Origin of the sequence: Arthrobacter russicus, from assembly GCF_031454135.1 — a bacterium.
GTDB classification, from domain to species: Bacteria; Actinomycetota; Actinomycetes; order Actinomycetales; family Micrococcaceae; genus Renibacterium; species Renibacterium russicum.
In genome coordinates this window covers 1,394,286-1,419,556 of the sequence record NZ_JAVDQF010000001.1, presented here as the reverse complement: position 1 = coordinate 1,419,556, position 25,271 = coordinate 1,394,286, and the positions used below count along the sequence as shown (strand labels likewise).

Genomic DNA, 25,271 nt, shown 5'->3' with positions numbered 1-25,271 from the left:
AACGGTTGGGGGCTGTGAAACTCGAACTCAGAGGCATCACCAAAACCTTCGGATCCCTGGTCGCCAACGACCATATCGACCTGGTCGTCGAGCCCGGGCAGGTGCATTGCTTGCTCGGCGAGAACGGCGCCGGAAAATCCACCCTGATGAACGTCCTCTACGGGCTGTACGACCCCACCGAGGGCGAAATCCTGATCGACGGCCGGCCGGTCGTCTTCAAGGGCCCGGGCGATGCGATGGCCGCGGGCATCGGCATGGTGCATCAGCATTTCATGCTGATCCCGGTGTTCACCGTGGTCGAGAATGTCGCTTTGGGCAATGAAGCCACCAAAACGGCCGGATTCTTGGACTTGGATGCCACGCGCAAGAAAATCCGGGACATCTCGGACCAGTACGGGTTCCAAGTGGATCCGGACGCGCTGGTCGAAGATCTGCCGGTCGGCGTGCAACAACGCGTGGAGATCATCAAAGCATTGGTGCGGGATGCCGAAATCCTGATCCTGGACGAGCCCACTGCGGTGCTCACGCCGCAGGAAACCGATGAATTGCTGGAAATCATCCGGCAGCTCAAACGGGACGGCAAATCGATCGTCTTCATCTCGCACAAATTGCGCGAGGTCAAAGAGATCTCCGACACGATCACGGTGATCCGTCGCGGCAAGGTGGTCGGTTCCGCCGACCCGAGCGCTTCGCCGACCGAATTGGCGACGGCGATGGTCGGGCGCGCGGTCAGCCTGAGCCTGGACAAAGCCGCCGCGCAGCCCGGAGAGGCCACCTTCCAGGTGGCGAACCTGACCGTGGTCGATGCCAACGGCCAGCACGTCGTGGACGACCTCTCCTTCGAGATCGCCAAGGGCGAGGTTTTGGCCATCGCGGGTGTCCAGGGCAACGGGCAGACCGAGTTGACCGAAGCGGTGCTCGGGTTGCAAGAGCACGCCAGCGGCTCGATCAAGCTGGACGGCGTCGAACTGCTCGGCAAATCGGTCAAGGACGTATTGGCTGCCGGCGTCGGCTTCGTGCCCGAAGACCGCAAGGTGGACGGACTGGTCGGCAGCTTCAGCATTGCCGAGAACCTGATTCTGGATCTTTACAACAAACCGCCGTTCGCCAAGGGCCTCGGGATGAACCCGGCGGAAATCGCCCGGAACGCTGAAGCCAAAGTCGAAGAGTTCGATGTCCGCACCCCCTCGATCAGCACACCGGTTGGCACCCTGTCCGGCGGCAACCAGCAGAAAGTCGTGCTGGCCCGGGAACTGTCCCGGCCGTTGCGGCTGTTCATCGCTTCGCAGCCGACCCGGGGCTTGGACGTGGGCTCGATCGAGTTCGTGCACAAGCGGGTGATCGCAGAACGCGATCACGGCACTCCGGTGATGATCGTTTCGACCGAACTCGACGAAGTCGTGGAATTGGCCGATCGGATCGCGGTGCTCTACCGCGGCAAACTGATCGGCATCGTGCCGGCCGACACCTCGCGCGATGTGCTCGGCCTGATGATGGCCGGCGTTCCGGCCGAGGAAGCCGGAGAACAAGCGGCGCTGCACGGCGTCTCCGGCGAAAACAGGGTCCCTGGTGGAAACGAAGCGCCTGGAGGAAAGCATGTCTGAGCCCAAACCCGAACCCAAACCCGAGCCCAAAGACTCCGTACTGAAGCAGATTTTCAGCGGGAACGCCTTGGTGTCCGTGCTCGCGATCGTGCTTGCCGTGGTGATCGGCGGAATCCTGATGGCGGTGACCAACCCCAAGGTCGGTGTCGCCGCCGGATATTTCTTCTCCCGGCCCTCCGACCTGATCTCCGAAGTGCTCAAGCCGTACACCGCATTGGTCCAAGGCAGCATCTTCAACTGGGCGGGCGCCGATTTCGCGGCCAAGATCTACCCGATCACCGAAACGCTCACCGTCGCCACCCCATTGATCTGTGCCGGCCTGGGCGTGGCGCTGGCCTTCCGGGCCGGACTGTTCAACATCGGCGCGCAAGGCCAGATCATCCTGGGTGCGCTGTTCGGGGCCTATGTCGGCTTCACCTGGCACCTGCCCTGGGGGCTGCACCTGCTGCTGGTGATCGTCGCGGGCCTGGTCGGCGGCGCAGTCTGGGGCGGTGTGGTCGGCCTATTGAAGGCGCGGACCGGCGCGCATGAAGTGATCGTGACGATCATGCTCAACTACGTCGCGAATTTCCTGTTGATGTACCTGCTCACCCTGCCGGCCTTCCAGCGGCCCGGCTCGACCAACCCGATTTCGCCGTTCCTGGACGAGACCGCGTTGTTCCCGCTGCTCCTGGGGCCGCAGTTCCGGTTGCATGCCGGCTTCCTGCTGGCCATTGTGGCCACGGTTTTCGTCTGGTGGCTGCTCAACCGTTCGACCGTGGGCTTCGAGTTCCGCGCGGTCGGGGCAAATCCGAAAGCCGCCCGGACCGCCGGGATCAGCGTCTCGCGCAGCGTCATCCTGGTGATGGCGATTGCCGGGGCCCTGGCCGGTCTGGCCGGGGTAGCGCAGGTTTCCGGCACCGAGAAATACATTTCCGGCGGAGTCGCCGCCTCGATCGGCTTCGATGCGATCACGGTGGCCCTGCTGGGCCGTTCGACGCCGTGGGGGACGTTCTTCGCAGGCCTGCTGTTCGGCGCCTTCCGTGCCGGCGGTGTGGTGATGCAGGCACAAACCGGCACCCCGATCGACATCGTCCTGGTGATCCAGTCCTTGATCGTGCTCTTCATCGCGGCCCCGCCGCTGGTCCGCGCGGTCTTCGGCATGAACCGGAAAAAGAACCGCAACAAAGCGGGGAGCAATCCCGCTGAAACTTCTCTGACGAGCGGAGCAAGCGTATGAGCGCGGTGACCGAGACGCCCGGCACGCCGCAGGCCGGGCCGAGCCTGGGCAGAACCGGCAAAGCCATGGACCCGGAGTTGGTGAGCTGGAAGGCCGGCATCGGCCTCGGCTTGCTCGCTCTGCTGGCGTTGCTGCTGTTCGGCTTCGCGTCCAGCGAGAAGACCGCGGGCTTCCGGATCAGCGAGTCAACCGACGGCGCGGCCTCGGCGGTGGCCACGGTGACGTTCTTCGTCGCCGTGGTGGCCAGCTTGGCCCTGAGCGCGCTGGTCTACAACCGGAAACGGGCCGGCCAGGCGACGCCGCGCTGGTTCTGGCCGCTCGCCGCGGCCCTGCTGCTGCTCGCCGTCGTCGGCTTGCTCGGCATGGCTAAGGTCGACGTGATCAGCGTGCCCAGCGGCATCTTCGGCTGGACTGCCGCATTGCTGCTCTGCCTGCTCGCCCTGTATGCGATCTGGTTGACCACGCAGAAGCAACGGACGCCGGCCTGGCTGGGCGGTACTTTCGCGGTGGTCTTCGTGCTTGGCTTCATGGTCTGGATCGTCGGCGGCGGACGGGACGACCTGCCGTCGATCTCGCTTTCCGGCCTGCTCGGCGGCGCCGTGACCCTGGCCGTGCCCCTGGTGTTCGGTTCGCTCTCCGGCGTGCTGAGCGAACGCGTCGGCGTGGTCAACATCGCGATCGAGGGGCAGTTGCTCTTCGGCGCCTTCAGCGCCGCCGTGGTGGGGACGATCACCGGGAACCCCTTCGTGGGCTTGATCGCGGCCGCCTTCGCCGGTGCCTTGGTTTCCCTGGTCCTGGCCCTGGTGAGCATCAAGTACCTGGTGAACCAGATCATCGTCGGCGTGGTGCTCAACGTCCTGGTCTCCGGCCTCACCAGCTTCCTGTTCTCCACGGTGCTCACGGCCAACCCGGAAAGGTTCAACAAACCGCCGCGGCTCGGCCCGATCGCGATCCCGTTCCTTTCCGACATCCCGGTCATCGGACCGATCCTGTTCCGCCAGTCGATCGTCGGATACCTGATGTACCTCGCGGTGATCGTGGTCTACGTCGGCCTGTACCACACCAAGTGGGGGCTGCGCGTGCGGGCGGTCGGCGAGCATCCGCAGGCAGCGGACACCGTGGGCATCAATGTGAACCGGACCCGGTTCTGGAATGTGCTCCTGGGCGGCGCAGTGGCCGGCATCGGCGGCTCGTTCTTCACCTTGGTCGCGGTGGATTCGTTCAGCAAGGACATGTCCGGAGGCCGCGGTTACATCGCTTTGGCCGCGCTGATCTTCGGCCGTTGGAACCCGATCGGCGCTTTCCTGGCCGCACTGCTCTTCGGCTTCGCGGACAATCTGCAGCAGATCATCAGCATCATCGGATCCCCGGTTCCGGGCCAGTTCATGGCGATGCTGCCGTACGTCCTGACGATCATCGCGGTGGCCGGACTGGTGGGCCGGTCCAGACCGCCCGCGGCCAGCGGCGAACCGTATGTGAAAGGTTGACCGGGATGTCGGCCGGGACCGGCGGAGCGGTCGATTGGGCTGCGCTGCGGAGTGCGGCGACCGCCGCGATGCAGCGCGCGTATGCCCCGTATTCCTCGTTCCCGGTGGGCGCTGCGGCGCTCACCGAGGACGGCCGGATCGTCTCCGGCTGCAATGTGGAAAACGCTTCGTACGGGTTGACGCTGTGTGCTGAATGCACCATGGTCGGCGCATTGCAGATGAGCGGAGGCGGCAAGCTCCGGGCGTTTTTCTGCGTCGACGGGGCCGGCCAGGTGCTGATGCCCTGCGGCCGGTGCCGCCAGCTGCTCTACGAACACCGGGGCAGCCGTCTGGAATTGATGACGGCATCCGGTGTGAAGACCATGGACGAAGTGCTGCCGGATGCCTTCGGCCCGGAACACCTGAGCGACTGAACAACTGAGAGGAAAGCCATGAGCGAGCCCTTCGACACGGTGGACATCATCCGGACCAAGCGGGACCGGGGGGTGCTGAGCCCGGAACAGATCGCCTGGACCATCGACGCCTACACCCGCGGATTCATCGCCGAAGAACAGATGGCCGCGCTGAACATGGCGATTCTGCTCAACGGCATGAACCGGGAAGAGATCGCGCAATGGACCGCGGCGATGATCGCCTCGGGCGAGCGGATGGACTTCTCCGCGTTGCGGCCGGCACCGGGTGGGCCGACCGACGCGAACGGCAACAAGCCGACGTCGGACAAGCACTCCACCGGTGGTGTGGGCGACAAAATCACCCTGCCGCTGGCCCCGCTGGTGGCAGTCTTCGGGGTTGCCGTACCGCAGCTCTCCGGTCGCGGGCTGGGCCACACCGGGGGCACCCTGGACAAACTCGAAGCAATTCCGGGTTGGCGGGCGGCATTGTCCAATGCGGACATGATGGCGCAATTGCAGGACGTCGGCGCGGTGATCTGCGCCGCCGGATCCGGCTTGGCCCCGGCGGACAAGAAAATCTACGCGTTGCGCGACGTGACCGGGACCGTGGAAGCGATCCCGCTGATCGCTTCTTCGATCATGAGCAAGAAGATCGCCGAAGGCACCGGTTCCCTGGTGCTCGACGTCAAGGTCGGCTCCGGCGCCTTCATGAAGGATCTGGAACAGGCCCGGGAACTCGCCCGGACCATGGTGGCGCTGGGCACCGATGCCGGGGTGAAGACCGTGGCCCTGCTGACCGACATGTCCACACCGCTCGGCTTGACCGCAGGCAATGCGATCGAGGTCGAGGAGTCGGTCGAGGTGCTGGCCGGCGGCGGGCCGCAGGACGTGGTCGAACTGACCGTCCGGTTGGCCGAGGAGATGCTCGCCGCGGCCGGAGTGTCCGGGGCGGATCCGGCCGCTGCATTGCGCGACGGGCGCGCCATGGACGTCTGGCGCCGGATGATCCGGGCGCAAGGCGGCGACCCTGACGCAGCGCTCCCGGTGGCCAAGGAATCCGAAGTGGTCTATGCCCCGGCCGACGGGGTGCTGGTGGGTTTGGACGCGCTCAGCGTGGGCGTGGCGGCGTGGCGGCTGGGTGCCGGACGGGCGCGCAAGGAAGACCTGGTGCAGGCCGGTGCCGGGGTCCGATTGCATGCCAAACCCGGTGCCACGGTCAAAGCCGGGGAACCGTTGATGACCTTGCTGACGGACACTCCGGAACGCTTCGAAAGGGCCAAAGAAGCCCTGGCCGACGCCGTGCTGATCGCGCCCGAGGGTGCCCGGCCGGCCAATCAACTGATCATGGACCGGATCGCCTGACCTCATACTGTGGAGTGACGGTGCGCGGCGGCAGGTTCAGCCTCAAGAGCGATGGCGGGCACCCTGGCTGCGTGGCACGATGGGAACAACCCCGCACTAGCGCAAGGAGCGGTCCCCTGTGGACTTCATAGAACTGTTTCGCGGTCTCAATGAGATGATCGCCCATTCGGCCAGCCAATGGTGGGTCATCCCGTTGGTGACGCTGTTCTGCTTGATCGACGGATTCTTCCTTTTCCTGCCCAGCGAAACCGCGATCGTGGCCTTGGCCGCAGTGTCCTTGAGCACGGGGGAGCCGAACGTCTGGCTGCTCATGGCCGGCGGCGCGATCGGTGCAATCATCGGCGACAACATCGCGTACCGGATGGGCCGGGGGATCGGCACCGCCGGATTCAAGTGGATGCGCCGGCCCAAGGTGGCCAAGGCTTTCGAATGGGCCAGGATGGAACTGGACAAGCGCGGCGCGGTGCTCATCCTGACCGCCCGTTACATTCCGGTGGGCCGGGTGGCGGTGAATTTCACCGCCGGCGCCACCCAGTACCCGTGGCGCAAATTCGCGGTGGTGGACGCGATTGCCTGCGTCACCTGGGCCGCCTACGGCGTCGGCATCGGGACTTTCGCCGGAAGCTGGATCAAGGACAACCACCTGCTCGGCGTCGGCATCGCCATCGTCTTCGCGATCGTCATCGGATTCATCGTGGACCACCTGATGAAACTGCTGCACAAGTGGCTGGACAAGCGCTCGCAGAAGGCTGCGGCGGAAAAGGCCGCAAGCCTGCCCGCCGAACCGGCGGAGGCCCCGGATGCCCCGGTGGTTCCGCTCCCGGGCAGCGAACCCAGCCCCCGGACCCCCTAAGCCGATCCCCGAATCCAGTAAGGTTGTGCCCGTGACTACCGAAGCGTTTGCAAACCCAGTTTCCGCCGATGTGCCGTTCGACATCCGCAGCTTGCCGAAGGTCTCGCTGCACGACCACTTGGACGGCGGCCTCCGCCCGGCCACGATCATCGAGCTGGCCGAAGAGATCGGCCACCAGCTGCCCTCGACCGATCCGGTGGCGCTGGGCGCCTGGTTCCGGGACTCGGCGGATTCCGGGTCGCTGGTGCGTTACTTGGAGACCTTCGACCACACGGTCGCCGTGATGCAGACCCGTGCTGGCCTGCAGCGGGTGGCCCGCGAGTTCGTCGAAGACCTGGCCGACGACGGCGTGGTCTACGGCGAGGTGCGCTGGGCTCCAGAGCAGCACCTGGCCAAGGGGCTGAGCCTCGACGAGACGGTCGAAGCCGTGCAGGCCGGGATCGAAGAAGCGATCGCCGCGGTCGAGGAGAGCGGCCGGCACATCCAGGTGGGCCAGCTGATCACCGCGATGCGCCATGCCGACCGGGGCCAGGAGATCGCCGAGCTCGCCGTCCGGTTCCGGGACCGCGGTGCAGTCGGCTTCGATATCGCCGGGGCCGAGGACGGTTTCCTGCCGTCGCGGTTCGCCGGGGCTTTCACCTATCTTGCGGAACAGAACTTCCCGACCACGATCCACGCCGGCGAGGCCGCCGGGTTGGAAAGCATCCAATCCGCGCTGGTCGACGGCCGTGCGCTGCGCTTGGGCCACGGCGTGCGGATCGCCGAAGACATCGAGGTCGAGTTCAGCCCCGATGAAGCGAACGAAGCCGATCTCGGCATGGTGACTCTGGGCCATCTCTCGTCCTGGGTGCGGGACCGGGGGATTGCGCTCGAGCTCTGCCCGTCGTCGAACCTGCAGACCGGAGCGATCGCGGCTTGGGGCGATTCGGTCGAGCAGCACCCCATCGACTTGCTGTTCCAAACCGGGTTCCGGGTCACCGTGAACACCGACAACCGGTTGATGAGCGGAGTGACGCTGAGCAGCGAATTCGAGCTGTTGGTGGAGGCCTTCGAATACGACCTCGACGATTTGCTCGCCCTGACGCTCAACGCCGCCGAGGCCGCGTTCCTGCCCTTGGAAGAGCGCGAAGCGCTGGTCGACTACATCACCGAGGCTTACACGGCGCTGCGCTGATGCCGCAGGGACCCATGCCGGACGGTTTCGACCGCTTGGTGGCTGTGATCGCCGCGTTGCGCGAACACTGCCCGTGGATGGCGGCATTGAGCCATGAGTCCCTGATCGAGTACTTGATCGAGGAGACCTACGAGGTGGTCGAAGCCGTGGAAACCGGTTTGCCGCCGGACGAGCTCCGCGGCGAACTCGGCGACGTCCTGCTGCAAGTGGTACTGCACGCCCGGCTCGCCGAGGAGCAGGGGCAGTTCGGCATCGCCGACGTGGTCGAGGGACTCACCCGGAAGATGATCCGGCGCAATCCGCATGTGTTCCGCGCCGATGGCAGCCTGCAGGATGAGTTCCCCGCCTCGGTCGCCGAGATTGTGGCGAAGTGGCAACAGGTCAAGGCCGCCGAGAATCCGGAGCGGGGACGCTTCGAGGGGATCCCGGCGTCCTTGCCGGCGCTTGCCCTGGCGCAGAAGACGCTGCGCCGGGCCGGGGGAGTTGCGGCCGCCGGCGAGGTTACCGAGACCGAGTTGGGCGATGCGCTGTTCGAGTTGCTCCGGGCCAATCCCGAGCTGGACGCGGAACGGGCGCTGCGCGGTGCGGTCCGCAGGTTCCAGGCCGAGCATGCCGGCTGAACTGTTCTCGGCAGCCGGGGTGTCCTTCCGGCGAGCGGAATCGGCCGACGTCGCCGGCGTAGTGGTGCTTTTGGCGGATGACCCGTTGGGCAGGAGCCGGGAGAGCTTGGAACTGGCGCCCTATTTTGCGGCGTTCGAAGCTATTGATGCCGACCCGGGCCAATTGCTGCTGGTCGGCGAATCGGCCGGCCGGGTAGTTGCCACATTTCAATTGAGCTTCATCCCCGGACTTGCCCGCGGCGGGGCGTTGCGGGCCCAGATCGAAGCCGTCCGGGTGGCCGAATCAGCGCGCGGAACCGGTTTGGGTTCGGCAATGATCGAGTGGGCCATCGAGGAGGCCCGGCGCCGGGGTTGTGCCCTGGTGCAGCTGACTACTGATAAATCCCGGGTCGAGGCCCATCATTTCTACGAACGGCTGGGTTTCGTGGCCAGCCACGAGGGCATGAAGCTCGGGCTCTGAGTCTGGGCGAGTCGCCGGGCATTACTCGGAAAGCAGTTTGTAGATGGTGCGCCGGGCTTCGTCCAAGGAAGCGGTCACGGTGCGCAGTTGGTCTTCGGTGCCGTCGGCGCTGATCTGCTGCACGGCACCCATCAGTTTGCCGATGCTCAGGCGCAGATCCTGCGCTGCGCCGGCTTCTTCGCGGACTTCTTCCCAGACTGCGGCGAGCTCTTCCTGGTGCTCGGCCACATAGGCGCGGCCGGCCTCGCTGAGTTCGAATTCGCTGCGCCGGCCTTCACCGACCGAAACGATCAGGCCTTCGGCCTGCAAGCCGGACAAGGCGGGGTAGACCGAGCCCGGGCTGGGCCGCCAGGCGCCGTCCGAATGTAGGGCGATGGCTTTCATCAGGCCGTAGCCGTTGTAGCTGGAATCGCTCAGCCGGGAAAGGATCGCGTTCCGGACGTCCCCTTTCTGGGCCCGTCCACCGCCGAATCCGGGACCGAAGCCGGGGCCGAATCCGGCGCCTCGGCCGCGTCCGCGGTGCGGGCCGCGACGGCCGCCGGGGAAGTCCGGGCCGAAGCCTTCGTCCCGCCGGTTGCGACGGTCTTCTCGATGGCCCTCCGGACCCATCCGACGTGGATCATGATGGCTGCGATGTTGGTCTTCATGGTTTCTCATTGATCTATCTTTCTGTAAATCGCAATGTCGCGATACGTCAACGATATATCGCTATGTTCGTAACGTCAAGTAGTTCGCGAACTTAAGGCGTTAGGCTTAGTCAGACGCCGTCGTCGTCCTTATTCAGCAGTCGACTTGAACGCTCGAGGAGCCCTCATATGGCCATCATTGACGCCATCCATGCCCGTGAAATTCTGGATTCCCGTGGCAACCCCACGGTCGAGGTCGAGGTAGGGCTCGACGACGGTTCGGTGGGCCGCGCCGCAGTTCCCTCCGGTGCTTCCACCGGGGCGTTCGAAGCGGTCGAAAAGCGCGACGGCGACAAAGAGCGCTACCAGGGCAAGGGCGTATTGGACGCGGTGGACGCGGTAATCGACACCATCGCCCCGGCGTTGCTAGGGTTCGACGCCACGGACCAGCGTTTGATCGACCAGACCATGATCGATCTGGACGGCACCGCGAACAAGGGCAAGTTGGGCGCCAACGCGATCCTCGGCGTCTCGCTCGCCGTGGCCAGCGCAGCTGCCGACTCCGCCGACCTGCCGCTGTACCGCTACCTGGGCGGGCCGAACGCCCACGTGCTGCCGGTCCCCTTGATGAACATCCTGAACGGCGGTTCGCACGCGGATTCCGACGTCGACATCCAGGAATTCATGGTGGTCCCGCTGGGCGCGCCCAGCTTCGGCGAAGCCCTGCGTTGGGGTGCCGAGGTCTACCACGAGCTCAAGAAGGTGCTCAACGAAAAGGGCCTCTCCACCGGCTTGGGCGATGAGGGCGGGTTCGCGCCGAACCTGCCGTCCAACCGGGCAGCGCTGGACCTGATCCTGGAAGCGATCAAGCGCGCCGGCTACACCCCCGGAACCGACATCGCGCTGGCCCTGGACGTCGCTTCGAGCGAATTCTTCAAGGACGGCGCCTACCAGTTCGAAGGGCAGAGCAAGAGCGCGGCCGAAATGAGCGCGTACTACGCCGAACTGGTCCGGGACTACCCGTTGGTTTCCATCGAAGATCCGTTGGACGAGGACGACTGGGAAGGCTGGAAGACGCTGACCGACGAAATCGGCGATCAGGTCCAGATCGTCGGCGACGACTTGTTCGTGACCAACCCGGAGCGGCTGCAGCGCGGCATCGACAGCCGCACCGCCAACTCGCTCCTGGTCAAGGTGAACCAGATCGGATCGCTGACCGAGACCCTGGACGCGGTTTCGCTCGCCCAGCGCAACGGCTACACCACGATCACCTCGCACCGTTCCGGCGAAACCGAGGACACCACGATCGCGGACATCGCGGTGGCGACCAATGCCGGGCAGATCAAGACCGGCGCACCGGCCCGATCCGACCGGGTGGCCAAATACAACCAGCTGCTGCGGATCGAAGAAGACCTCGGAGACGCCGCGCGTTACGCGGGGACGCGGGCTTTTCCGCGTTTCACGGCCAAATAGCCGCTGAGATCCGACCGGGCCTGGTTAAGCTGGAGACAGCTTAACCAGGCCCGGTGTTTTCCGGCCGGTGTTTTCCAGGAAGGTCTCACATGCCCAGCCGACGCCCCCCAGTGCCCAAGGGGTCAGTGCCCAAAGCAGCGGTGCCCAAGGCATCGGCGGGGCAGACGGAAACCGCTCGGGCCAAGCCCGCGGAAACCGCTGCGGCGGCGGCCGCCGGCACGGGCCGCGGCGCAGCGCCCCGATCGAAGCCGGCCGGGGCGTCACGCGGTTCCAAACCGGCAGGTTTGAAAGCCGCCGCCGAGCCGGTCGCGGCAAAGTCTTTCTCCGGTCGTTTGGTGGCGCTGATCGTGGTCCTGCTCGCCGTGACCGTGATGCTCACCCCGTCGGTGAACACCTTTTTGCAGCAGCGCTCCGAGATCGCCGCGCTGCGAGCCGATATCGCGGCAAAGCAGCAACAGCAGCAGGACCTCAAGGACAACCTCTCGAAGTGGTCCGATCCGGCCTACATCAAACAGCAGGCGCGGGATCGGGTTAGCATGATGATGCCCGGTGAAACCGGCTATTGGGTTTATGGCGGCGACGCCGCGCCGGCGACGCCGGAACAACCCGGCACCAGCGTCAACCCCGAAGGCCTGCCCTGGGTGGACGGTTTATGGCAGTCGATCACCCGATCAGCCAACGAATGAGATTTGAGGAGTAATACCGCGTGAGCAGTGCCCAGACGCCTACTGCTGCGGACTTGGATACGTTGAGTTTGCAGTTGGGCCGCCCGGTCCGCGATGTGGTGGCGATTTCGGCTCGCTGCGTCTGCGGCAATCCGCTGGTCGCCGCGACTGCGCCGCGGCTGAGCAACGGCATTCCATTCCCGACCACGTTCTACCTCACCCACCCGGTGGTCACCGCGGCGGTGTCCCGGATCGAGGCCGATGGCGAAATGAACCGGATGAACGACCGCCTGGCCGCGGATCCGGAGCTGGCCGCAGCACACCGGCGGGCCCATGAAGCCTATCTCGCGGCCCGGGCGGAAATCGGTGCGCGGGCCGGCACCGGCCCGGTGCCGGAGATCGACGGGATTTCCGCCGGCGGGATGCCCGAACGGGTCAAATGCCTGCATGTCCTGGTCGGGCACGCCTTGGCTGCCGGACCGGGCAGCAACCCGCTGGGCGACGAAACGCTGCAGTTGATCGCGCCATGGTGGACTGCCGAGCGCTGCTCCTGCGCGGGTGCTTGGGACATCGCTGCGGAAGTACCGAGCCGTGATTTGAGCCGGCATGTCCGCAGGCAGAACCAGGGTTATTCGGTGCTGAACCGGGATTCCGAACCGGGCAGGGACGGCGCATGAGTGCCGTGGCCGCGATCGATTGCGGCACCAATTCGATCCGTCTGCTGATCGCCGAACCCGACGGCGACGGCTTGCGGGACCTGGAGCGGCAGATGCGGATCGTGCGGTTGGGCCAAGGGGTGGATGCCCGGGGTGAATTCGCCCCGGAAGCCCTGGCACGCACCTTCGCCGCGGTCGACGAGTACGCCGCGTTGATCCAGCAGCACAACGTGCAGCGGGTCAGGTTCGTGGCCACGTCGGCCACCCGGGATGCCGGCAATCGGCAGCTCTTCATCGACGGAATCCAGGCCCGCCTCGGGGTGCTGCCGGATGTGGTGCCGGGCACCGAAGAGGCGGCGCTCTCCTTTGCCGGTGCCGCGAGCGTGCTGGCCGATCTGGCTGAAGACCCGGTCCTGGTGGTCGACCTGGGCGGCGGCAGTACCGAGTTCGTGGTCGGAAACCGGCACGGGGTGAGCGCTGCGAAAAGCGTCGACATGGGTTGTGTACGGTTCACCGAGCGCTATCTGCGCAGCGATCCGCCCACGGCCGCCGAAGTTTCTGCCGCCCGGGACGAGGCGGAACGGATCATCGCCTCGGTGGCAGTCGAGGTCCCTTTGGCCTCGGTGAGCCGGGTGATCGGGGTCGCCGGGACGGTCACCACGGTGGCCGCGCATGCGTTGGAACTGCCGCGATATTTGCCGGATGCGATCCATGGCGCAGTAGTGAGCTTGGAGCGGCTCGAGGCAGCGGCCGATTCATTGCTCGCGATGGACCGGCAGAGCCGGGCGGAATTGCCCTACATGCACCCCGGCCGAGTCGACGTGATCGGTGCCGGGTCGTTGTTGTGGCGGACCATCCTGGTCGAGTTGAACAGACTCTCCGGGGGGCGGATCACCCAGGCGACGACGAGCGAGCACGATATTCTAGACGGAATCGCGTTGGGAATCCGCTGACCGGCACTACCGAGGGTTCTCCAGCAGCATCCACTATCCCCAATGGGAAGGGCGCTCCACCCCATGGCCAGTACTGTCCGCACGGCGACGATGCGCTTTACCGCCGCGCCCCTTTTGGTACTGGCGCTGTTCGGCGCAATGCTGACCGCGGCTCCGGCACAGGCGGATGAGCTCCGGAACCGGGAATACTGGCTCGAGGATTACGGGATCACCAAAGCCTGGCAGAGCAGCAAAGGCGCCGGAGTCAAGGTCGCGGTGATCGATAGCGGAGTCGACGCTTCGCATCCGGATCTGGCCGGCGCGGTAGTCGGCGGCACCGATGTTTCCGGTGCCGGCAGCCCGGACGGGACCAAGGGCGTCGGCAAGGAGCCGGCGCACGGCACCTTGGTCGCTTCGCTCCTGGCCGGCCGCGGAAACGGCGGCGCGCCCGGAGACAGCCCGAAGCCCGACGGCGTGGTCGGCGTCGCGCCGGAAGCCGAGCTGCTCACGGTGTCGACCTGGTTGGGCAGCCCGAACCCGGCCGGGAAGAGCATCGACGAACAGATCCCGGCTGCGGTCCGTTGGGCGGTGGACAACGGCGCCAAAGTGATCAACATGTCGCTCAGCAGCAGCTCGACGATCTGGCCGCAAAGCTGGGACGATGCTTTCCTCTATGCCGAGCAGCGTGACGTGGTGATCATCGCTGCGGCCGGGAACAGCGGTTCCGGGCAGGGCCAGGTGGGCGCTCCGGCAACCATCCCGGGGGTCGTAGCCGTCGCGGGGTTGAACCGGGCCGGCGAAGTCAGCCAGTCGTCGTCGACCCCGGGGATCACGATCGCGGTGTCCGCCGCCGCGGAGAAGCTGGTCGGCGCATTGCCCGGAAACGCATATGCCGACTGGGATGGCAGCAGCGGTGCGGCGCCGATCGTCGCCGGGGTCGCGGCCCTGATCCGGTCGAAGTATCCGAGCATGACCGCGGTCCAAGTGATCAACCGGATCATCCTGACCGCCAAACCGAAAGGCGACCCGGTCCCGAACAACCTCTATGGCTGGGGCGTGGTGGACGCCGATGCCGCGTTGAACGCCGTGGTGCCACTGGCCACGGTCAATCCGCTGTTCAAACTGACCGGAAGTTTGCAGGACTGGATCACGGTGCACCGCCGGGCGGACGCCCCGCCGCCGACGCAGGCGCCGGAACCGAGCGCCCCGGCGACGCCCACCCCTACGGTGCCACCGCCGACCACTCCGGTGGCGCTGCCGCCCTCGGAGCTGGATTCCGGACTGCCCGCGGCCCTGGTGCTCGGGTTCGGCGCTTTGCTGCTTCTGGTGGTGTTGGGCGGAACCCTGCATTTGCTGCTCCTGCGGCGCAGGTTCAAGGCGGAAGAGGCATCCGGTAATACTTCGTGAATCTTTTCACAAAGTGGGTTAGACTTGTCCTATGGCAACCAAACCACAGCTCCAAGACCGCCCGCGCGTCCTGATCGCCGGCGGCGGATACGTTGGTCTGTACGTCGCTTTCAAGCTGCAGAAGAAGATCGCCAATTCCGGTGGCATCGTCACCCTGGTCGACCCGCTGCCGTACATGACTTATCAGCCGTTCCTGCCCGAGGTGGCGGCTGGCAGCATCGAGCCCCGGCACGCCGTCGTCTCGTTCCGGAAACACTTGCCGGAGACCGAGTTCATCCAGGGCAAAGTGACCCAGGTCGATCACGCGAACCGCAAGGCCACGGTGCAGCCCGCTGATGGTGGCCCGGCTTTTGAGATCCCGTACTTCGACATCGTGATGGCCGCCGGTGCGATCACCCGGACCTTCCCGATCAACGGCTTGGCCGAAGAGGGAATCGGTCTGAAGACCATCGAAGAAGCCGTTGCGCTGCGCAACCAGGTGATCGAACGGATCGAATTGGCCTCGACCATGACCGATCCGGCCAAGCGCAAGCGGGCCTTGACCTTCGTCGTCGTCGGCGGCGGTTTCGCCGGCGTCGAGACCATCGGTGAGCTCGAAGATCTGGCGCGCAACCTGGCCGGCAAGAATTCCCGGATCGACGTCAAAGAGCTGCGTTTCGTGCTGGTCGAGGCGATGGGCCGGATCATGCCCGAGGTCACCGAGAAGCAAGCCGAATGGGTCGTCGAGCACCTGCGTTCGCGGAATATCGAGGTGCTCTTGAACACCTCGCTCGCCGATGCCAGCGACGGCCGCCTGAAGCTGATCAATATGCCGGACAAGTCCGCTGCGGACGAATTCGAGACCGACACCCTGATCTGGACCGCAGGAGTGCAGGCGAACCCGGTCGCGAAGAGCACCGATTTCCCGATCGACGAGCGCGGCCGGATCAAAGCCGGCGCCGACCTGCGGATCACCGGCGAGTTCGGACCGCTGGAAAACGCCTGGACGGCCGGCGACGTCGCTGCCGTGCCGGATCTCACCGGTGGCGGAGTGGGCGGATTCTGCGTGCCGAATGCGCAGCACGCGCTGCGCCAGGCCAAGCGGCTGGCGAAGAACCTCTGGGCTTCGCGCTGGGACAAGCCGCTGGTGGACTACAAGCACACCACACTGGGTGCGGTAGCCGGTCTCGGCTTGTGGAAGGGCGTCGCCAAAGTCGGCAAGGTCGGCTTCCGCGGACCGATCGCCTGGCTGATGCACCGCGGCTACCACGGTCTGGCCATGCCGACCTTCGAACGCAAGGTCCGGGTGATCTGGAACTGGATCCTGAGCGTCCTGATGGGCCGCGACATCGCCGAGTTGATGGACTTGGACCAGCCGCGTGCCGCGTTCCGGGCAGCTGCTGCTCCGGCACCCAAGGCTGCTGCCGCGCCGGTGCCCGAACCAGCCAAGGTTCCCGAACCGGCCAAGTAACCGATTTCTGCCCCGCATTGCCTGGCCAATGCGGGGCAGAAGTGTTTCTGCTCAAGATTGGGTGCCGGATCTGGGGCTACGGTTGAGTCGAAAGGTGGTTCTCATGGCGGCGGAAAAGGATCTGCAGGTTTTGCTGGCCGGTATGCAGGCGGAGCAACGGCCGGGGGAGTTCGTCTATTGCACCGGAGCCGAGGCAGGGTCCGGGCAGCCGAACCGGGCCGAGGCGACCATCCGGGAGGCGGAGGGCCTGACTGCGGTGCTGCGCCGCGAGGACGCCGACGCGCAGGGCCTGGGCTACGATTTCGTCGCCGCTTGGATCACCTTGCGGGTGCATTCGGCGTTGGCGGCCGTCGGGTTGACCGCGGCGGTCAGCAACGCGCTCGCCGACGCCGGGATCAGTTGCAATGTGCTGGCCGGCTTCTACCACGACCATTTGCTGGTGCCGGTGGCCAGGGCGCAGGATGCGCTCGCGGTTCTGCGGGCCGTGCAGCGATCAGCTACGATTGACGCTGCGCCCCAGTAGCCCAATCGGCAGAGGCAGCAGACTTAAAATCTGTTCAGTGTGGGTTCGAGTCCCACCTGGGGTACCGCAAAAGGGCCGGTCCGCGATTCACTGGAACAGCGCGGCGACCTTGCTCAGCGTCTGCACGACGCCGTAGATCAACGGTGCGCCGACCAATAGCCAGGCCAGGGCCAAGACCACGGGTGATGAGGATTTCATGCTGACTCCTTGACTGCCGGGGGTTCGTGGAATTTTGTGGCCACCGGGCGGACTAGCAGGTTCGCCACGAAGCCGACCACCAGCAGGACCACCATGGTGATCAGCGCCGGCTGGTAGTCGCTGGCCATCAAGGTTCCGGGTTTGCCCTGCGAATCCAGGATCCCATTCACGATGAGCGGCCCGGCGACGCCGGCGGCAGACCAGGCGGTCAGCAGCCGGCCGTGAATCGCGCCGACCTGGTAGGTGCCGAACAGATCCCGCAAATAGGCCGGGATCGTGGCGAAGCCGCCGCCGTAGAAGCTCAGGATCACCAGGGCGAGCAGCACGAAGACCAAGGTCGCGGACGAGCCCACAGTGGTCAGCAGCAAATACAGCACCGCGCCCAAGCCCAGGTAGACCATGTAGATGCCCTTGCGCCCGACCAGATCCGAGGTGGAAGACCAGACGAACCGGCCGAGCATATTGCCGAGCGAAAGCAGCCCGACGAATCCGCCGGCCACTGAGGCGGAAACCGCCGAATTGCCCGAAGCGTTCCGGAAGAAGTCCTGGATCATCGGTGATGCCTGTTCCAGGATCCCGATGCCCGCGGTGACATTGCAGAACAACACCACCCACAGCAGCCAGAATTGCGGCGTCTTGATCGCATTTTTGGCGGAGACATTGGCATTGCTCACGAGCGCCTTCTGCTTCACCTTGCCGGGATCGAAGCCTTTCGGCAGCCAGCCTTCCGCCGGCACCCGGATGAACGTGGCGCCGAGCATCATGTAGACGAAATAGATTCCGGCCAGGGTGAGGAAAAGCAGCCCGACGGCGTTGCCGGAGGGGATCCACGACGCGGAAGAGTTGTACCCCGGATCATAGGCCTGGAGCAGGAAGCTGGAGAGCGGGCTCGCAATCAGCGCGCCCCCGCCGAAGCCCATGATCGCCATCCCGGTGGCCAGGCCCGGCCGGTCCGGGAACCATTTGATCAAGGTGGAGACCGGCGAGATGTAGCCGATGCCGAGGCCGATTCCGCCGATCACGCCGTAACCGAGGTAGACCAGCCAGAGCTGGCCGGTGAAGATGCCCAGCGCGCCGACCAGGAACCCCACGGTCCAGCACAAGGCCGCGGTCGCCATGGCTTTGCGCGGACCGCCCCGGTCCACCCAGGTGCCGAAGACCGCTGCAGAGACCCCGAGCATCACGATCGCGATCGAGAAGATGATGCCGATTTCGGTCTGCCCCACGCCGAAATGCTTGACCAACGCGGTCTTGTAGACGCTTGTGGCGTAGGCCTGTCCGATGCACAAATGCACGGCCAGCGCGGCGGGCGGAATCAACCAGCGGTTGAAGCCGGGCGGCGCGATGGTTCGGGACCGTTCCAGCCACGGAACTCGGTCCAAGACGGCTAAAGCGCTCACAGTTCGGCTCCTTTGCCAAGACATTGCCACGACGACGGCGATTGCTACCTCAGATTCTGCACCCTACCAGCCCGGAAACCCGGAATATTAGCCATATTGTGAGGAACTTCGGGTGCGTCGGCGCCGTTGGACTTGTTAGGGTTGAAAGATCACTCGCCCGAAATGGAGGACGAATATGGCATTCGGTGGAAACCCGGTCTTTGCCAACAACAAGAACTTCAGCGACAAGCCCCCGGTGCCGCAGGCGCCGCAAGGCTACGCTGCACAAGGCTATGGCCAGACGGGATACGCAACTCCGCCGCCGGTGTACACGCCGGAGCAGTTGCAGGGGATGTACAACCAGCCGCCGGCGTCGAACGCCCAGATGGGCCGGATGACGTATGACGATGTGCTGATGAAGACCCTGGGCACATTGGGCCTGGTCGTCGTCGGCGCCGCGGTCGGTTGGGTGTTCCCGATCCTGTTGCTGCCCGGAATGATCGTCGGCTTGGTGTTGGGCCTGGTCAACGCGTTCAAGAAGGAACCGTCCAAGGCTTTGATCCTGGCCTACGCCCTGTTCCAAGGCTTCTTCCTGGGGGCGCTCTCCGGAGTTTTGGAAGCTCGCTTCAGCGGCATCGTGTTCCAAGCCGTGCTGGGCACGCTGATCGTGTTCGGCCTGACCCTGGCGCTCTACAAGAGCGGCAAGTTCCGCGCCACGCCGAAGATGACCCGGTTCTTCATGATCGCCCTGGGCGGTTACGCGATCTTCTCGCTGGTGAACATCGGTTTGGTGATGTTCGCTGGCATGGCGAGCCCCTGGGGGGCCCGGGGCATCATGGTGTTCGGCATTCCGCTCGGCGTGATCATCGGGATCTTCGCGGTCGGCCTGGCCACCTACTCGCTGATCCTGGACTTCACCTCGATCGAGCAGGGTGTCAAAAACGGCCTGCCGGCCAAGTACTCCTGGTCTGCGGCCTTCGGCCTGACCGTGACCTTGATCTGGCTGTACGTCGAGATCCTGCGGATCCTGGCTCTGCTCAGAGGGAATAACTAGCTAACCGAACCGCATCCGAAGAGGGGCCCCGCTGACGGCGGGGCCCCTCTTCGCGTAGCTGGTTCCAACCGGCGATTCGGCTGGCGCCGCCGTTTTTGGACAATGCCGCCGAAATTTCCCCGGCATTGTCCAAAAACAGCGGCGCGGGACCTGCGCGGCAGACTTCGGCTCAGACCAGCCGTTGCGCACCGGGCCCGGGCAGCACCTCGAAGACATCGGGCGCGGCGAGGCCGGCGGTGCGGAAGACGGCTTCCACCGCCGCACCAACCTTGCCGGCGTCGGGCTCCCGGACCAGGGCGATCGCGGAGCCGCCGAAGCCGCCGCCGGTCATCCTGGCCCCCAACGCGCCGTTGGCCTGGGCCGTGGCCACGGCCAGATCCAGTTCCGGGCTGGAAATCTCGAAGTCGTCGCGCATCGAGCGGTGGCTGCGGTCCAAGATCCCGCCGATTTCGCCGGGGCCAGCGGAGCGCAACACCGAAACGGTTTCCAGCACCCGGGCGTTCTCGGTCACGATGTGCCGGGCCCGGCGGAAGGTCTCCTGGTCCAGGAGTCTTTCCGCCCGGGGCAGATCTGCCGGCTCCAGGTCGCGCAGTGCAGCGATGCCCAGGGCCGCCGCAGCGCGTTCGCAGGAGGCCCGCCGGTCCGCGTAACCGCCGTCGGCGTGCGCATGCGAGACCTTGGTGTCCACTACCAGGATGACCAGGCCGGCCCCGGGCAGATCCAGCGGAACCGGCTCGGATTCCCGGCTGCGGCAATCCAGGAAAACCGCATGGCCCGCTTCGGAAAGCAGCGACGCGGATTGGTCCAGGATCCCGGTCGGCGCGCCGACCACATCGTTTTCCGCATGCTGGCCGACCAGCACCAGCTCTTCCCGGCTCAGTCCCGCCTGCAGCAGCTCGTTCAGAGCCAGAGCGGTGGCGGATTCGAGCGCGGCCGACGATGAGAGGCCGGCTCCGGTGGGCACTGTCGAGTCGACGAACAGGTCGAAGCCCGGTACCTCGACGCCGCGTTGCTGCAGCGCCCAGACCACCCCGAGCAGATAAGCGGACCAGCCCCGGGCGGCTCCGGCGTCGGCGACCCGGCCGGCCACCGGTTTGCTGGCCGGATGCGCGGAGGCCAACCGGACCCGGCCGTCCGCACGCCGGCGCAGGGCCACCACGGCCTGCCGGTCGATGGCGAAGGGCAATACGAAGCCCTGGTTGTAGTCCGTGTGTTCGCCGATCAGGTTGACCCGGCCCGGGGCTTGCCAGCAGCCTTCCGGAGCCATCCCGAAGGTCTCCCGGAAAGCCTGCTGCACCGACTCTACGCGGCTCATGACCCACTCCCTTGCTGGAGCCGCCCGGCTTCGCGGAGTTGTCCGGCGATCCGCTCCGGCGTGCTGTCGTTGATGAATGCACCCATCGCCGCCTCGCTGCCGGCCAGGAATTTGAGTTTGTCGGCGGACCGGCGCGGCGAGGTGATCTGCAGATGCAGCCGGCTCACGGCACGCAGGCCGGGGTCGACCGGAGCCTGGTGCCACGCTGCAATGTAAGGCGTCGGCGAATCGTAGACCGAGTCCAAACGGTGCAGCAGGTCCAGGTACAGCACCGCGAGCTCATCGAGTTCCGGGCCGGACAGCCCGGCCAGGTCGGCGACCTGCCGGTGCGGCACCAGATGCACTTCGAGCGGCCAATGCGCGGCAAACGGGACGAAAGCGCTGAAGTGATCGCCTTGCAGCACCATCCGGTCGCCGGCTTCCTGCTCCGCGTGCAGGATGTGCTCCAGCAGCACCTGCCCGGACCGCTCGTGGTGCTTCGCGGCGGCTTCCGCCATGACCGTCGCGCGCGGCGTCAGGTAGGGGTAGGCGTAGATCTGGCCATGCGGGTGGTGCAGGGTCACGCCGACGTCTTTGCCCCGGTTTTCGAAGGGGAAAACCTGTTTGATCCCGGGCAGCGCACTCAGCCAGGCGGTGCGTTGCGCCAGCGCCGCCAATACGGTGCGTGCCCGCCGGGGCCCCAAGGTGCCGAAAGAGCCCTGGTGGTCCGAGGTGAATGCCACCACTTCGCAGCGGCCGAAACCAGTGCTCTTGGTACCCCAGACCGGCGGGACCGGAGTATGTTCGGCGAGTGACCCGAGAGCCGGACCGAGCGAGGGGAAGCGATTCTCGAAGACCGCCACGTCGTAGTCTGCAGCGGGGATTTCCGAGGCGGCCCCCGGTTTGCTCGGGCACAACGGGCATTGGTCGGCCGGCGGCAGATAGGTCCGGTTGCCGCGGTGGGCCGCAATCGCGACCCAGTCGCCGGTCAGTGCGTCGTAGCGGACTTCGCCGGCCGCATCTGCTGCGCGCGGCTCGAGCGGACGTTGGTCCGGCTCCGGATGCGGGCGGGCCGTCTCGTCGAAATAGATCAATTCCCGCCCGTCGGCCAGCCGGATGCTGCTCATTGCGGGATTCATCGGGCCGCCTTCGTTTCGGGAACTGCATTGGCGATCCGCATCTCGGCGACCAGTGGCTGGTAGGTTTCCCGGACCGGAGGCGAGATGCCGTCGTCGGTGATCAGCACATCGATTTCATCGATCTGGGCGAAGCTCGACAAGGCCCGCAGACCGAATTTGCTGTGGTCGGCCAGGACCACGAGCCGGTTCGCCGAATCGATGAAGGCCGCGTTGGTCTGCGCCTCGGCCAGATTCGGACTGCTCAATCCGCGCAAGTGCACCCCGTGCACACCCAGGAAACACATATCCGCATTCAGCGTGCTGATCGCCGCGATGCTGAGCGGGCCGACCAAAGCTTCCGACGGCGTCCGCTCGCCGCCGGTGACGATCACGGCGGGTTGGCTGGGCAATTGGTGCAACGCCTCGGCAGCCTTGATCGAATTTGTGATGATGGTCAAGGCTTCGACCTGGCCCAGGCTGGCGGCCAGATGATAGGTCGTGGTCCCGGCGCCGAGCGCGATCGTCATGCCGGGCTCGATCAGGCCGAGGGCTTCGCGGGCGATCGAACGTTTGGCCGCCAGCTGCCGGTCCGCTTTCGAGGCGAAGCCGGGCTCGATCGAACTCAGGGCATTGAGCCGACTCGCGCCACCATGGATCTTCTTCAGCAGCTGCTGTTCGTCGAGGATTTCGATGTCCCGGCGGATGGTCATCTCGCTCACGTCGAGTGCTGCGGCCAAGCCTGCGACGCGCACCGCGGGTGCATCGCGGAGGGCTTGCAGGATCCGGCTGTGGCGTTCCGGTGGCAGCATGCTCGCTCCTTCTTTCGATCAAAATATAAGTTATTCAAACAAAATATAACATTGCTCGAGATTCTCGCATATCCGCACGGGTCCGGCGTTATAGCGTGGGGAATATGAAGGACTTCCCGGCCCCAGCAGCTGCCCCTGAGCTTCCCGGCTCCATGCTCCGCATCCGCGCCGCGGGTGCCGAAGCGGTGATCTCCCGGTTGGCTGCCTGCCTGCGCAGCTATGCCCGGTCGGGAGTGCAACTCACCGAGCCGGCGCTCCACGAACCGGTGGCCCCGGGCGGATCCGGCTTGACGTTGGCACCGTGGCCGAACCGGGTGGCCGGCGGGCGTTGGCTGTTGGGCGGTGTGGAACAGCAGCTGGACATCACCGAGGTGGCCCGCGGGCACGCGATTCACGGATTGCTCCGGAATGCCGAGTACGCGGTGCTGGCGGAATCCGACGTCGCCGTGCAGCTGGCTGCGCGGATCTATCCGCAGCACGGTTACCCGTTCCAACTGCTGCATGTGGTCGACTACCGGATTGCCGACGACGGCTCGCTCCAGGTGCGGCAAACCCTGCGCAACGAGTCCGCGGCCGCGGCACCGGCGGCGCTGGGCGCACATCCGTATCTGCGGCTGGGCGATCTCCCAGCCGACGCTTTGACCTTGACGGTTCCGGCGACGCGTTTCTTGAGTGCCGACGAAGCCTTGATTCCGCAAGGCGAACACGCGGTCGGTGCGGAACAGGATCTGCGTGCTGGGCGGCCACTGGCCGCGCTCGAGATGGACCGCGCATATACCGGCCTGGCCGCCGACCGCGACGGCTGGGTCCGCAGCACGCTCAGCGCTGCGGACGGGCGGAGCGTGAGCCTGCGTCAGGACGATACATGCCTGTATGTGCATATATTTGCGACGTCCGGATACCCTGGCCGGAATAAAGCCGTGGCCATCGAGCCGATGAGCGCTCCGGCCAATGCTTTCAACAGTGCCGAGGGGCTGCGCTGGCTGCAGCCCGGGGAATCCTTCAGCATCGAGTGGGGCATTGAATCGGTGCTCTGAACCGGGCGGATGACCACCTGGTGAACATGAATTTCGCAATTGATGCCGACTGCGGAATGATTGACCCACTATCGGAAGCCGGCTCGCTGCGGTACCCCGCGGGAGTCCGGCCTCCCGGTCTGGATGACGGCTGTGGCACAGCTGGGAAAGAACGGCTCGCGTGAAACCGACACTGAGCCCGGCAGCGGATGCCGGGGAGATGGACAAGATGCTTTCGCAGCTCCCGGTGCGCCTGGACGATATTTACCAAGCCCAGGAATTGCTCGCCGGAATCGCGGAGAAGACACCAGTGGAGAGCTCGCGTGCCTTGGGCCGGCAGATCGGCTCGGACGTGTTCTTCAAATGCGAGAACCTGCAGCGCGCCGGTTCGTTCAAGGTGCGCGGTGCTTATGTCCGAATGGCTCGGCTGAGTCCGCAGGACCGGGACCGCGGCGTGGTCGCCGCCTCGGCGGGGAACCACGCCCAGGGCGTCGCGGTGGCGGCCAAAGCGTTGGGCATCAAAGCGCGGATCTACATGCCGCTCGGCGTTGCGCTGCCGAAACTGGCGGCGACCCAGGGGCACGGGGCGGAAGTGGTGCTGCACGGGCACAACGTCGATGAGGCGCTGGCCGAGGCGCAACGCTATGCGGAGCAGAGCGGCGCGGTCTTCGTCCACCCGTTCGACAATGTCGACGTGGTCTCCGGCCAGGGCACCATCGGATTGGAGATCTTGGAACAGATCCCCGACGTCGAAACCGTGGTGATGGGCGTCGGCGGCGGCGGATTGCTGGCCGGCGTCGCGGTGGCGATCAAGAGCCGGGCCCGCGAGTTGGGCCGGCCGATCCGGATCATCGGCGTGCAGGCGGAGAATGCCGCCGCCTATCCGCCGTCGTTGGCCGCGGACGCGCTGGTTCCGCTGACCAAGGTCTCCACGATGGCCGACGGCATCGCAGTGGGCCGGCCCGGGCAGATCCCGTTCTCGATCATCCGGGAACTCGTCGACGATGTGGTCACGGTCAGCGAAGACTCCCTGGCCCGGGCGCTGATCTTCCTGCTCGAGCGGTCCAAAATGGTGGTCGAGCCGGCCGGTGCGGTGGGCGTCGCGGCACTTTTGGACGGCACTTTGAACTTGGACGGCGCCAAACCCGGTACTACCGCGGTGATCCTCTCCGGCGGGAACATCGATCCGATGCTGATGCTGAAAGTCATCCAACGCGGTCTTTCCGCCGCCGGCCGGTTCATGACCGTGCGGATGCTGCTCGATGACCGACCGGGCTCATTGGCCACGATCTCGCGGATCATCGCGGAATCGGATGCCAACGTGACCGGCGTCGACCACACCAGAGTGGGCGGTTCGATCAGCATGGGTGACGTCTCGATCACGGTGAACATGGAAACCAAAGGCCATGAACATTGCGAACAGGTGCTGATGAATCTGCGGGCGGAGGGCTTCCAGCCGATCGTGGTGCATTGAGTCCGGCCGGGCGCCGCCCGGCCGGA

25 protein-coding genes and 1 tRNA gene are annotated in these 25,271 nt (G+C 65.8%); 20 read left to right on the top strand and 6 right to left on the bottom strand.

The window, feature by feature from the left end; genetic code table 11:
* Window positions 1-14: 14 nt before the first annotated feature.
* From JOE69_RS06665 to JOE69_RS06625, 9 genes are all read left to right on the top strand, one after another.
* Window positions 15-1,604, top strand: a complete 1,590-nt coding sequence (locus JOE69_RS06665) for an ABC transporter ATP-binding protein (RefSeq protein WP_309797143.1) — start codon at window positions 15-17, stop codon at window positions 1,602-1,604.
* Window positions 1,597-2,823, top strand: a complete 1,227-nt coding sequence (locus tag JOE69_RS06660; protein ID WP_309797140.1) for an ABC transporter permease — start codon at window positions 1,597-1,599, stop codon at window positions 2,821-2,823. Before JOE69_RS06665 ends, JOE69_RS06660 begins: the two co-directional genes overlap by 8 nt.
* Complete coding sequence (locus tag JOE69_RS06655; RefSeq protein WP_309797139.1) at window positions 2,820-4,310, top strand: ABC transporter permease; 1,491 nt, start codon at window positions 2,820-2,822, stop codon at window positions 4,308-4,310. Before JOE69_RS06660 ends, JOE69_RS06655 begins: the two co-directional genes overlap by 4 nt.
* Before the next feature lie 5 nt (window positions 4,311-4,315).
* Window positions 4,316-4,723 carry a cytidine deaminase gene (locus tag JOE69_RS06650; RefSeq protein WP_296363858.1) on the top strand — a complete coding sequence of 136 codons (408 nt, stop codon included), beginning with the start codon at window positions 4,316-4,318 and terminating at the stop codon, window positions 4,721-4,723.
* 18 nt (window positions 4,724-4,741) lie between these two features.
* Window positions 4,742-6,064, top strand: a complete 1,323-nt coding sequence (locus JOE69_RS06645) for a thymidine phosphorylase (protein WP_296363859.1) — start codon at window positions 4,742-4,744, stop codon at window positions 6,062-6,064.
* A gap of 118 nt (window positions 6,065-6,182) precedes the next feature.
* Complete coding sequence (locus JOE69_RS06640) at window positions 6,183-6,917, top strand: DedA family protein (RefSeq protein ID WP_296363860.1); 735 nt, start codon at window positions 6,183-6,185, stop codon at window positions 6,915-6,917.
* Between the two features lie 31 nt (window positions 6,918-6,948).
* A complete protein-coding gene (locus JOE69_RS06635; protein ID WP_309797136.1) occupies window positions 6,949-8,091 on the top strand; it encodes an adenosine deaminase in 1,143 nt (380 codons plus the stop codon).
* Window positions 8,091-8,711 (top strand): MazG nucleotide pyrophosphohydrolase domain-containing protein, encoded by a 621-nt coding sequence (locus tag JOE69_RS06630; protein ID WP_309797134.1) that lies wholly within the window; start codon window positions 8,091-8,093, stop codon window positions 8,709-8,711. Before JOE69_RS06635 ends, JOE69_RS06630 begins: the two co-directional genes overlap by 1 nt.
* A complete protein-coding gene (locus JOE69_RS06625; RefSeq protein WP_309797132.1) occupies window positions 8,701-9,171 on the top strand; it encodes a GNAT family N-acetyltransferase in 471 nt (156 codons plus the stop codon). Before JOE69_RS06630 ends, JOE69_RS06625 begins: the two co-directional genes overlap by 11 nt.
* 21 nt (window positions 9,172-9,192) lie before the next feature.
* On the opposite strand, the gene JOE69_RS06620 is transcribed toward JOE69_RS06625, so the two are convergent.
* On the bottom strand, window positions 9,193-9,828 hold the full coding sequence (locus tag JOE69_RS06620; RefSeq protein ID WP_296363864.1) for a PadR family transcriptional regulator: 636 nt from the start codon (window positions 9,826-9,828) through the stop codon (window positions 9,193-9,195).
* Between the two features lie 158 nt (window positions 9,829-9,986).
* Between JOE69_RS06620 and eno the strand changes: the two genes are divergently transcribed.
* From eno to JOE69_RS06580, 8 genes are all read left to right on the top strand, one after another.
* On the top strand, window positions 9,987-11,270 hold the full coding sequence (gene eno / locus JOE69_RS06615) for a phosphopyruvate hydratase (protein WP_296363865.1): 1,284 nt from the start codon (window positions 9,987-9,989) through the stop codon (window positions 11,268-11,270).
* An 89-nt stretch (window positions 11,271-11,359) separates the two neighbouring features.
* Complete coding sequence (locus JOE69_RS06610) at window positions 11,360-11,956, top strand: FtsB family cell division protein (protein ID WP_309797129.1); 597 nt, start codon at window positions 11,360-11,362, stop codon at window positions 11,954-11,956.
* A 20-nt stretch (window positions 11,957-11,976) separates the two neighbouring features.
* Window positions 11,977-12,612, top strand: coding sequence for a DUF501 domain-containing protein (locus tag JOE69_RS06605; RefSeq protein ID WP_296363867.1), 636 nt, complete (start codon window positions 11,977-11,979; stop codon window positions 12,610-12,612).
* Complete coding sequence (locus JOE69_RS06600) at window positions 12,609-13,544, top strand: Ppx/GppA phosphatase family protein (RefSeq protein ID WP_309797125.1); 936 nt, start codon at window positions 12,609-12,611, stop codon at window positions 13,542-13,544. The genes JOE69_RS06605 and JOE69_RS06600 overlap by 4 nt, the downstream gene beginning before the upstream one ends.
* A 63-nt stretch (window positions 13,545-13,607) precedes the next feature.
* A complete protein-coding gene (locus JOE69_RS06595) occupies window positions 13,608-14,930 on the top strand; it encodes a S8 family serine peptidase (RefSeq protein ID WP_374709682.1) in 1,323 nt (440 codons plus the stop codon).
* A gap of 31 nt (window positions 14,931-14,961) precedes the next feature.
* The gene (locus tag JOE69_RS06590; protein WP_296363869.1) at window positions 14,962-16,380 is read left to right on the top strand and encodes an NAD(P)/FAD-dependent oxidoreductase; all 1,419 of its coding nucleotides are present in this window, start codon (window positions 14,962-14,964) and stop codon (window positions 16,378-16,380) included.
* A 103-nt stretch (window positions 16,381-16,483) separates the two neighbouring features.
* Window positions 16,484-16,903, top strand: coding sequence for an ACT domain-containing protein (locus JOE69_RS06585; protein WP_309797122.1), 420 nt, complete (start codon window positions 16,484-16,486; stop codon window positions 16,901-16,903).
* Window positions 16,894-16,967 (top strand) — tRNA-Leu (locus JOE69_RS06580). Before JOE69_RS06585 ends, JOE69_RS06580 begins: the two co-directional genes overlap by 10 nt.
* A 23-nt stretch (window positions 16,968-16,990) precedes the next feature.
* Here the strand turns inward: JOE69_RS06580 and JOE69_RS17895 are convergent.
* Together JOE69_RS17895 and JOE69_RS06575 are read right to left on the bottom strand one after the other, a co-directional pair.
* Window positions 16,991-17,101 carry an MFS transporter small subunit gene (locus JOE69_RS17895; protein WP_425545971.1) on the bottom strand — a complete coding sequence of 37 codons (111 nt, stop codon included), beginning with the start codon at window positions 17,099-17,101 and terminating at the stop codon, window positions 16,991-16,993.
* Window positions 17,098-18,501, bottom strand: a complete 1,404-nt coding sequence (locus JOE69_RS06575) for an OFA family MFS transporter (protein ID WP_309797119.1) — start codon at window positions 18,499-18,501, stop codon at window positions 17,098-17,100. The genes JOE69_RS17895 and JOE69_RS06575 overlap by 4 nt, the downstream gene beginning before the upstream one ends.
* A 175-nt stretch (window positions 18,502-18,676) precedes the next feature.
* Here JOE69_RS06575 and JOE69_RS06570 point away from each other — a divergent pair, with 175 nt between their 5' ends.
* Complete coding sequence (locus tag JOE69_RS06570) at window positions 18,677-19,534, top strand: Bax inhibitor-1/YccA family protein (protein ID WP_309797117.1); 858 nt, start codon at window positions 18,677-18,679, stop codon at window positions 19,532-19,534.
* A 169-nt stretch (window positions 19,535-19,703) separates the two neighbouring features.
* Here the strand turns inward: JOE69_RS06570 and galK are convergent, their stop codons facing one another.
* Genes galK through JOE69_RS06555 form a run of 3 tightly spaced genes read right to left on the bottom strand, consistent with a single transcriptional unit; the run spans window position 19,704 to window position 22,755 of the window.
* Window positions 19,704-20,849 (bottom strand): galactokinase, encoded by a 1,146-nt coding sequence (gene galK / locus JOE69_RS06565; RefSeq protein ID WP_309797115.1) that lies wholly within the window; start codon window positions 20,847-20,849, stop codon window positions 19,704-19,706.
* Window positions 20,846-21,955: a galactose-1-phosphate uridylyltransferase gene (gene galT, locus JOE69_RS06560; RefSeq protein WP_309797113.1), complete on the bottom strand. Its 1,110-nt coding sequence runs from the start codon at window positions 21,953-21,955 to the stop codon at window positions 20,846-20,848. The genes galK and galT overlap by 4 nt, the downstream gene beginning before the upstream one ends.
* 8 nt (window positions 21,956-21,963) lie before the next feature.
* Complete coding sequence (locus JOE69_RS06555) at window positions 21,964-22,755, bottom strand: DeoR/GlpR family DNA-binding transcription regulator (protein WP_309797111.1); 792 nt, start codon at window positions 22,753-22,755, stop codon at window positions 21,964-21,966.
* 104 nt (window positions 22,756-22,859) lie between these two features.
* On the opposite strand from JOE69_RS06555, the gene JOE69_RS06550 reads away from it, so the two are divergent.
* Both JOE69_RS06550 and ilvA read left to right on the top strand, forming a co-directional pair.
* Complete coding sequence (locus JOE69_RS06550) at window positions 22,860-23,792, top strand: aldose 1-epimerase family protein (RefSeq protein ID WP_309797109.1); 933 nt, start codon at window positions 22,860-22,862, stop codon at window positions 23,790-23,792.
* A 199-nt stretch (window positions 23,793-23,991) separates the two neighbouring features.
* Window positions 23,992-25,245, top strand: coding sequence for a threonine ammonia-lyase (gene ilvA / locus JOE69_RS06545; protein ID WP_309801198.1), 1,254 nt, complete (start codon window positions 23,992-23,994; stop codon window positions 25,243-25,245).
* The last annotated feature ends 26 nt before the right edge of the window (window positions 25,246-25,271 follow it).

Excerpts from the sequence above, each read along its gene's own strand:
- JOE69_RS06660 (WP_309797140.1), top strand. The coding sequence starts at position 1,597 with ATGTCTGAGCCCAAACCCGAACCCAAACCCGAGCCCAAAGACTCCGTA.
- JOE69_RS06655 (WP_309797139.1), top strand. The coding sequence starts at position 2,820 with ATGAGCGCGGTGACCGAGACGCCCGGCACGCCGCAGGCCGGGCCGAGC.
- JOE69_RS06650 (WP_296363858.1), top strand. The coding sequence starts at position 4,316 with ATGTCGGCCGGGACCGGCGGAGCGGTCGATTGGGCTGCGCTGCGGAGT.
- JOE69_RS06645 (WP_296363859.1), top strand. The coding sequence starts at position 4,742 with ATGAGCGAGCCCTTCGACACGGTGGACATCATCCGGACCAAGCGGGAC.
- JOE69_RS06630 (WP_309797134.1), top strand. The coding sequence starts at position 8,091 with ATGCCGCAGGGACCCATGCCGGACGGTTTCGACCGCTTGGTGGCTGTG.
- JOE69_RS06625 (WP_309797132.1), top strand. The coding sequence starts at position 8,701 with ATGCCGGCTGAACTGTTCTCGGCAGCCGGGGTGTCCTTCCGGCGAGCG.
- JOE69_RS06620 (WP_296363864.1), bottom strand. The coding sequence starts at position 9,828 with ATGAGAAACCATGAAGACCAACATCGCAGCCATCATGATCCACGTCGG.
- eno (WP_296363865.1), top strand. The coding sequence starts at position 9,987 with ATGGCCATCATTGACGCCATCCATGCCCGTGAAATTCTGGATTCCCGT.
- JOE69_RS06610 (WP_309797129.1), top strand. The coding sequence starts at position 11,360 with ATGCCCAGCCGACGCCCCCCAGTGCCCAAGGGGTCAGTGCCCAAAGCA.
- JOE69_RS06600 (WP_309797125.1), top strand. The coding sequence starts at position 12,609 with ATGAGTGCCGTGGCCGCGATCGATTGCGGCACCAATTCGATCCGTCTG.
- JOE69_RS06595 (WP_374709682.1), top strand. The coding sequence starts at position 13,608 with ATGGCCAGTACTGTCCGCACGGCGACGATGCGCTTTACCGCCGCGCCC.
- JOE69_RS06590 (WP_296363869.1), top strand. The coding sequence starts at position 14,962 with ATGGCAACCAAACCACAGCTCCAAGACCGCCCGCGCGTCCTGATCGCC.
- JOE69_RS06585 (WP_309797122.1), top strand. The coding sequence starts at position 16,484 with ATGGCGGCGGAAAAGGATCTGCAGGTTTTGCTGGCCGGTATGCAGGCG.
- JOE69_RS17895 (WP_425545971.1), bottom strand. The coding sequence starts at position 17,101 with ATGAAATCCTCATCACCCGTGGTCTTGGCCCTGGCCTGGCTATTGGTC.
- JOE69_RS06570 (WP_309797117.1), top strand. The coding sequence starts at position 18,677 with ATGGCATTCGGTGGAAACCCGGTCTTTGCCAACAACAAGAACTTCAGC.
- galK (WP_309797115.1), bottom strand. The coding sequence starts at position 20,849 with ATGAGCCGCGTAGAGTCGGTGCAGCAGGCTTTCCGGGAGACCTTCGGG.
- galT (WP_309797113.1), bottom strand. The coding sequence starts at position 21,955 with ATGAGCAGCATCCGGCTGGCCGACGGGCGGGAATTGATCTATTTCGAC.
- JOE69_RS06555 (WP_309797111.1), bottom strand. The coding sequence starts at position 22,755 with ATGCTGCCACCGGAACGCCACAGCCGGATCCTGCAAGCCCTCCGCGAT.
- JOE69_RS06550 (WP_309797109.1), top strand. The coding sequence starts at position 22,860 with ATGAAGGACTTCCCGGCCCCAGCAGCTGCCCCTGAGCTTCCCGGCTCC.
- ilvA (WP_309801198.1), top strand. The coding sequence starts at position 23,992 with ATGGACAAGATGCTTTCGCAGCTCCCGGTGCGCCTGGACGATATTTAC.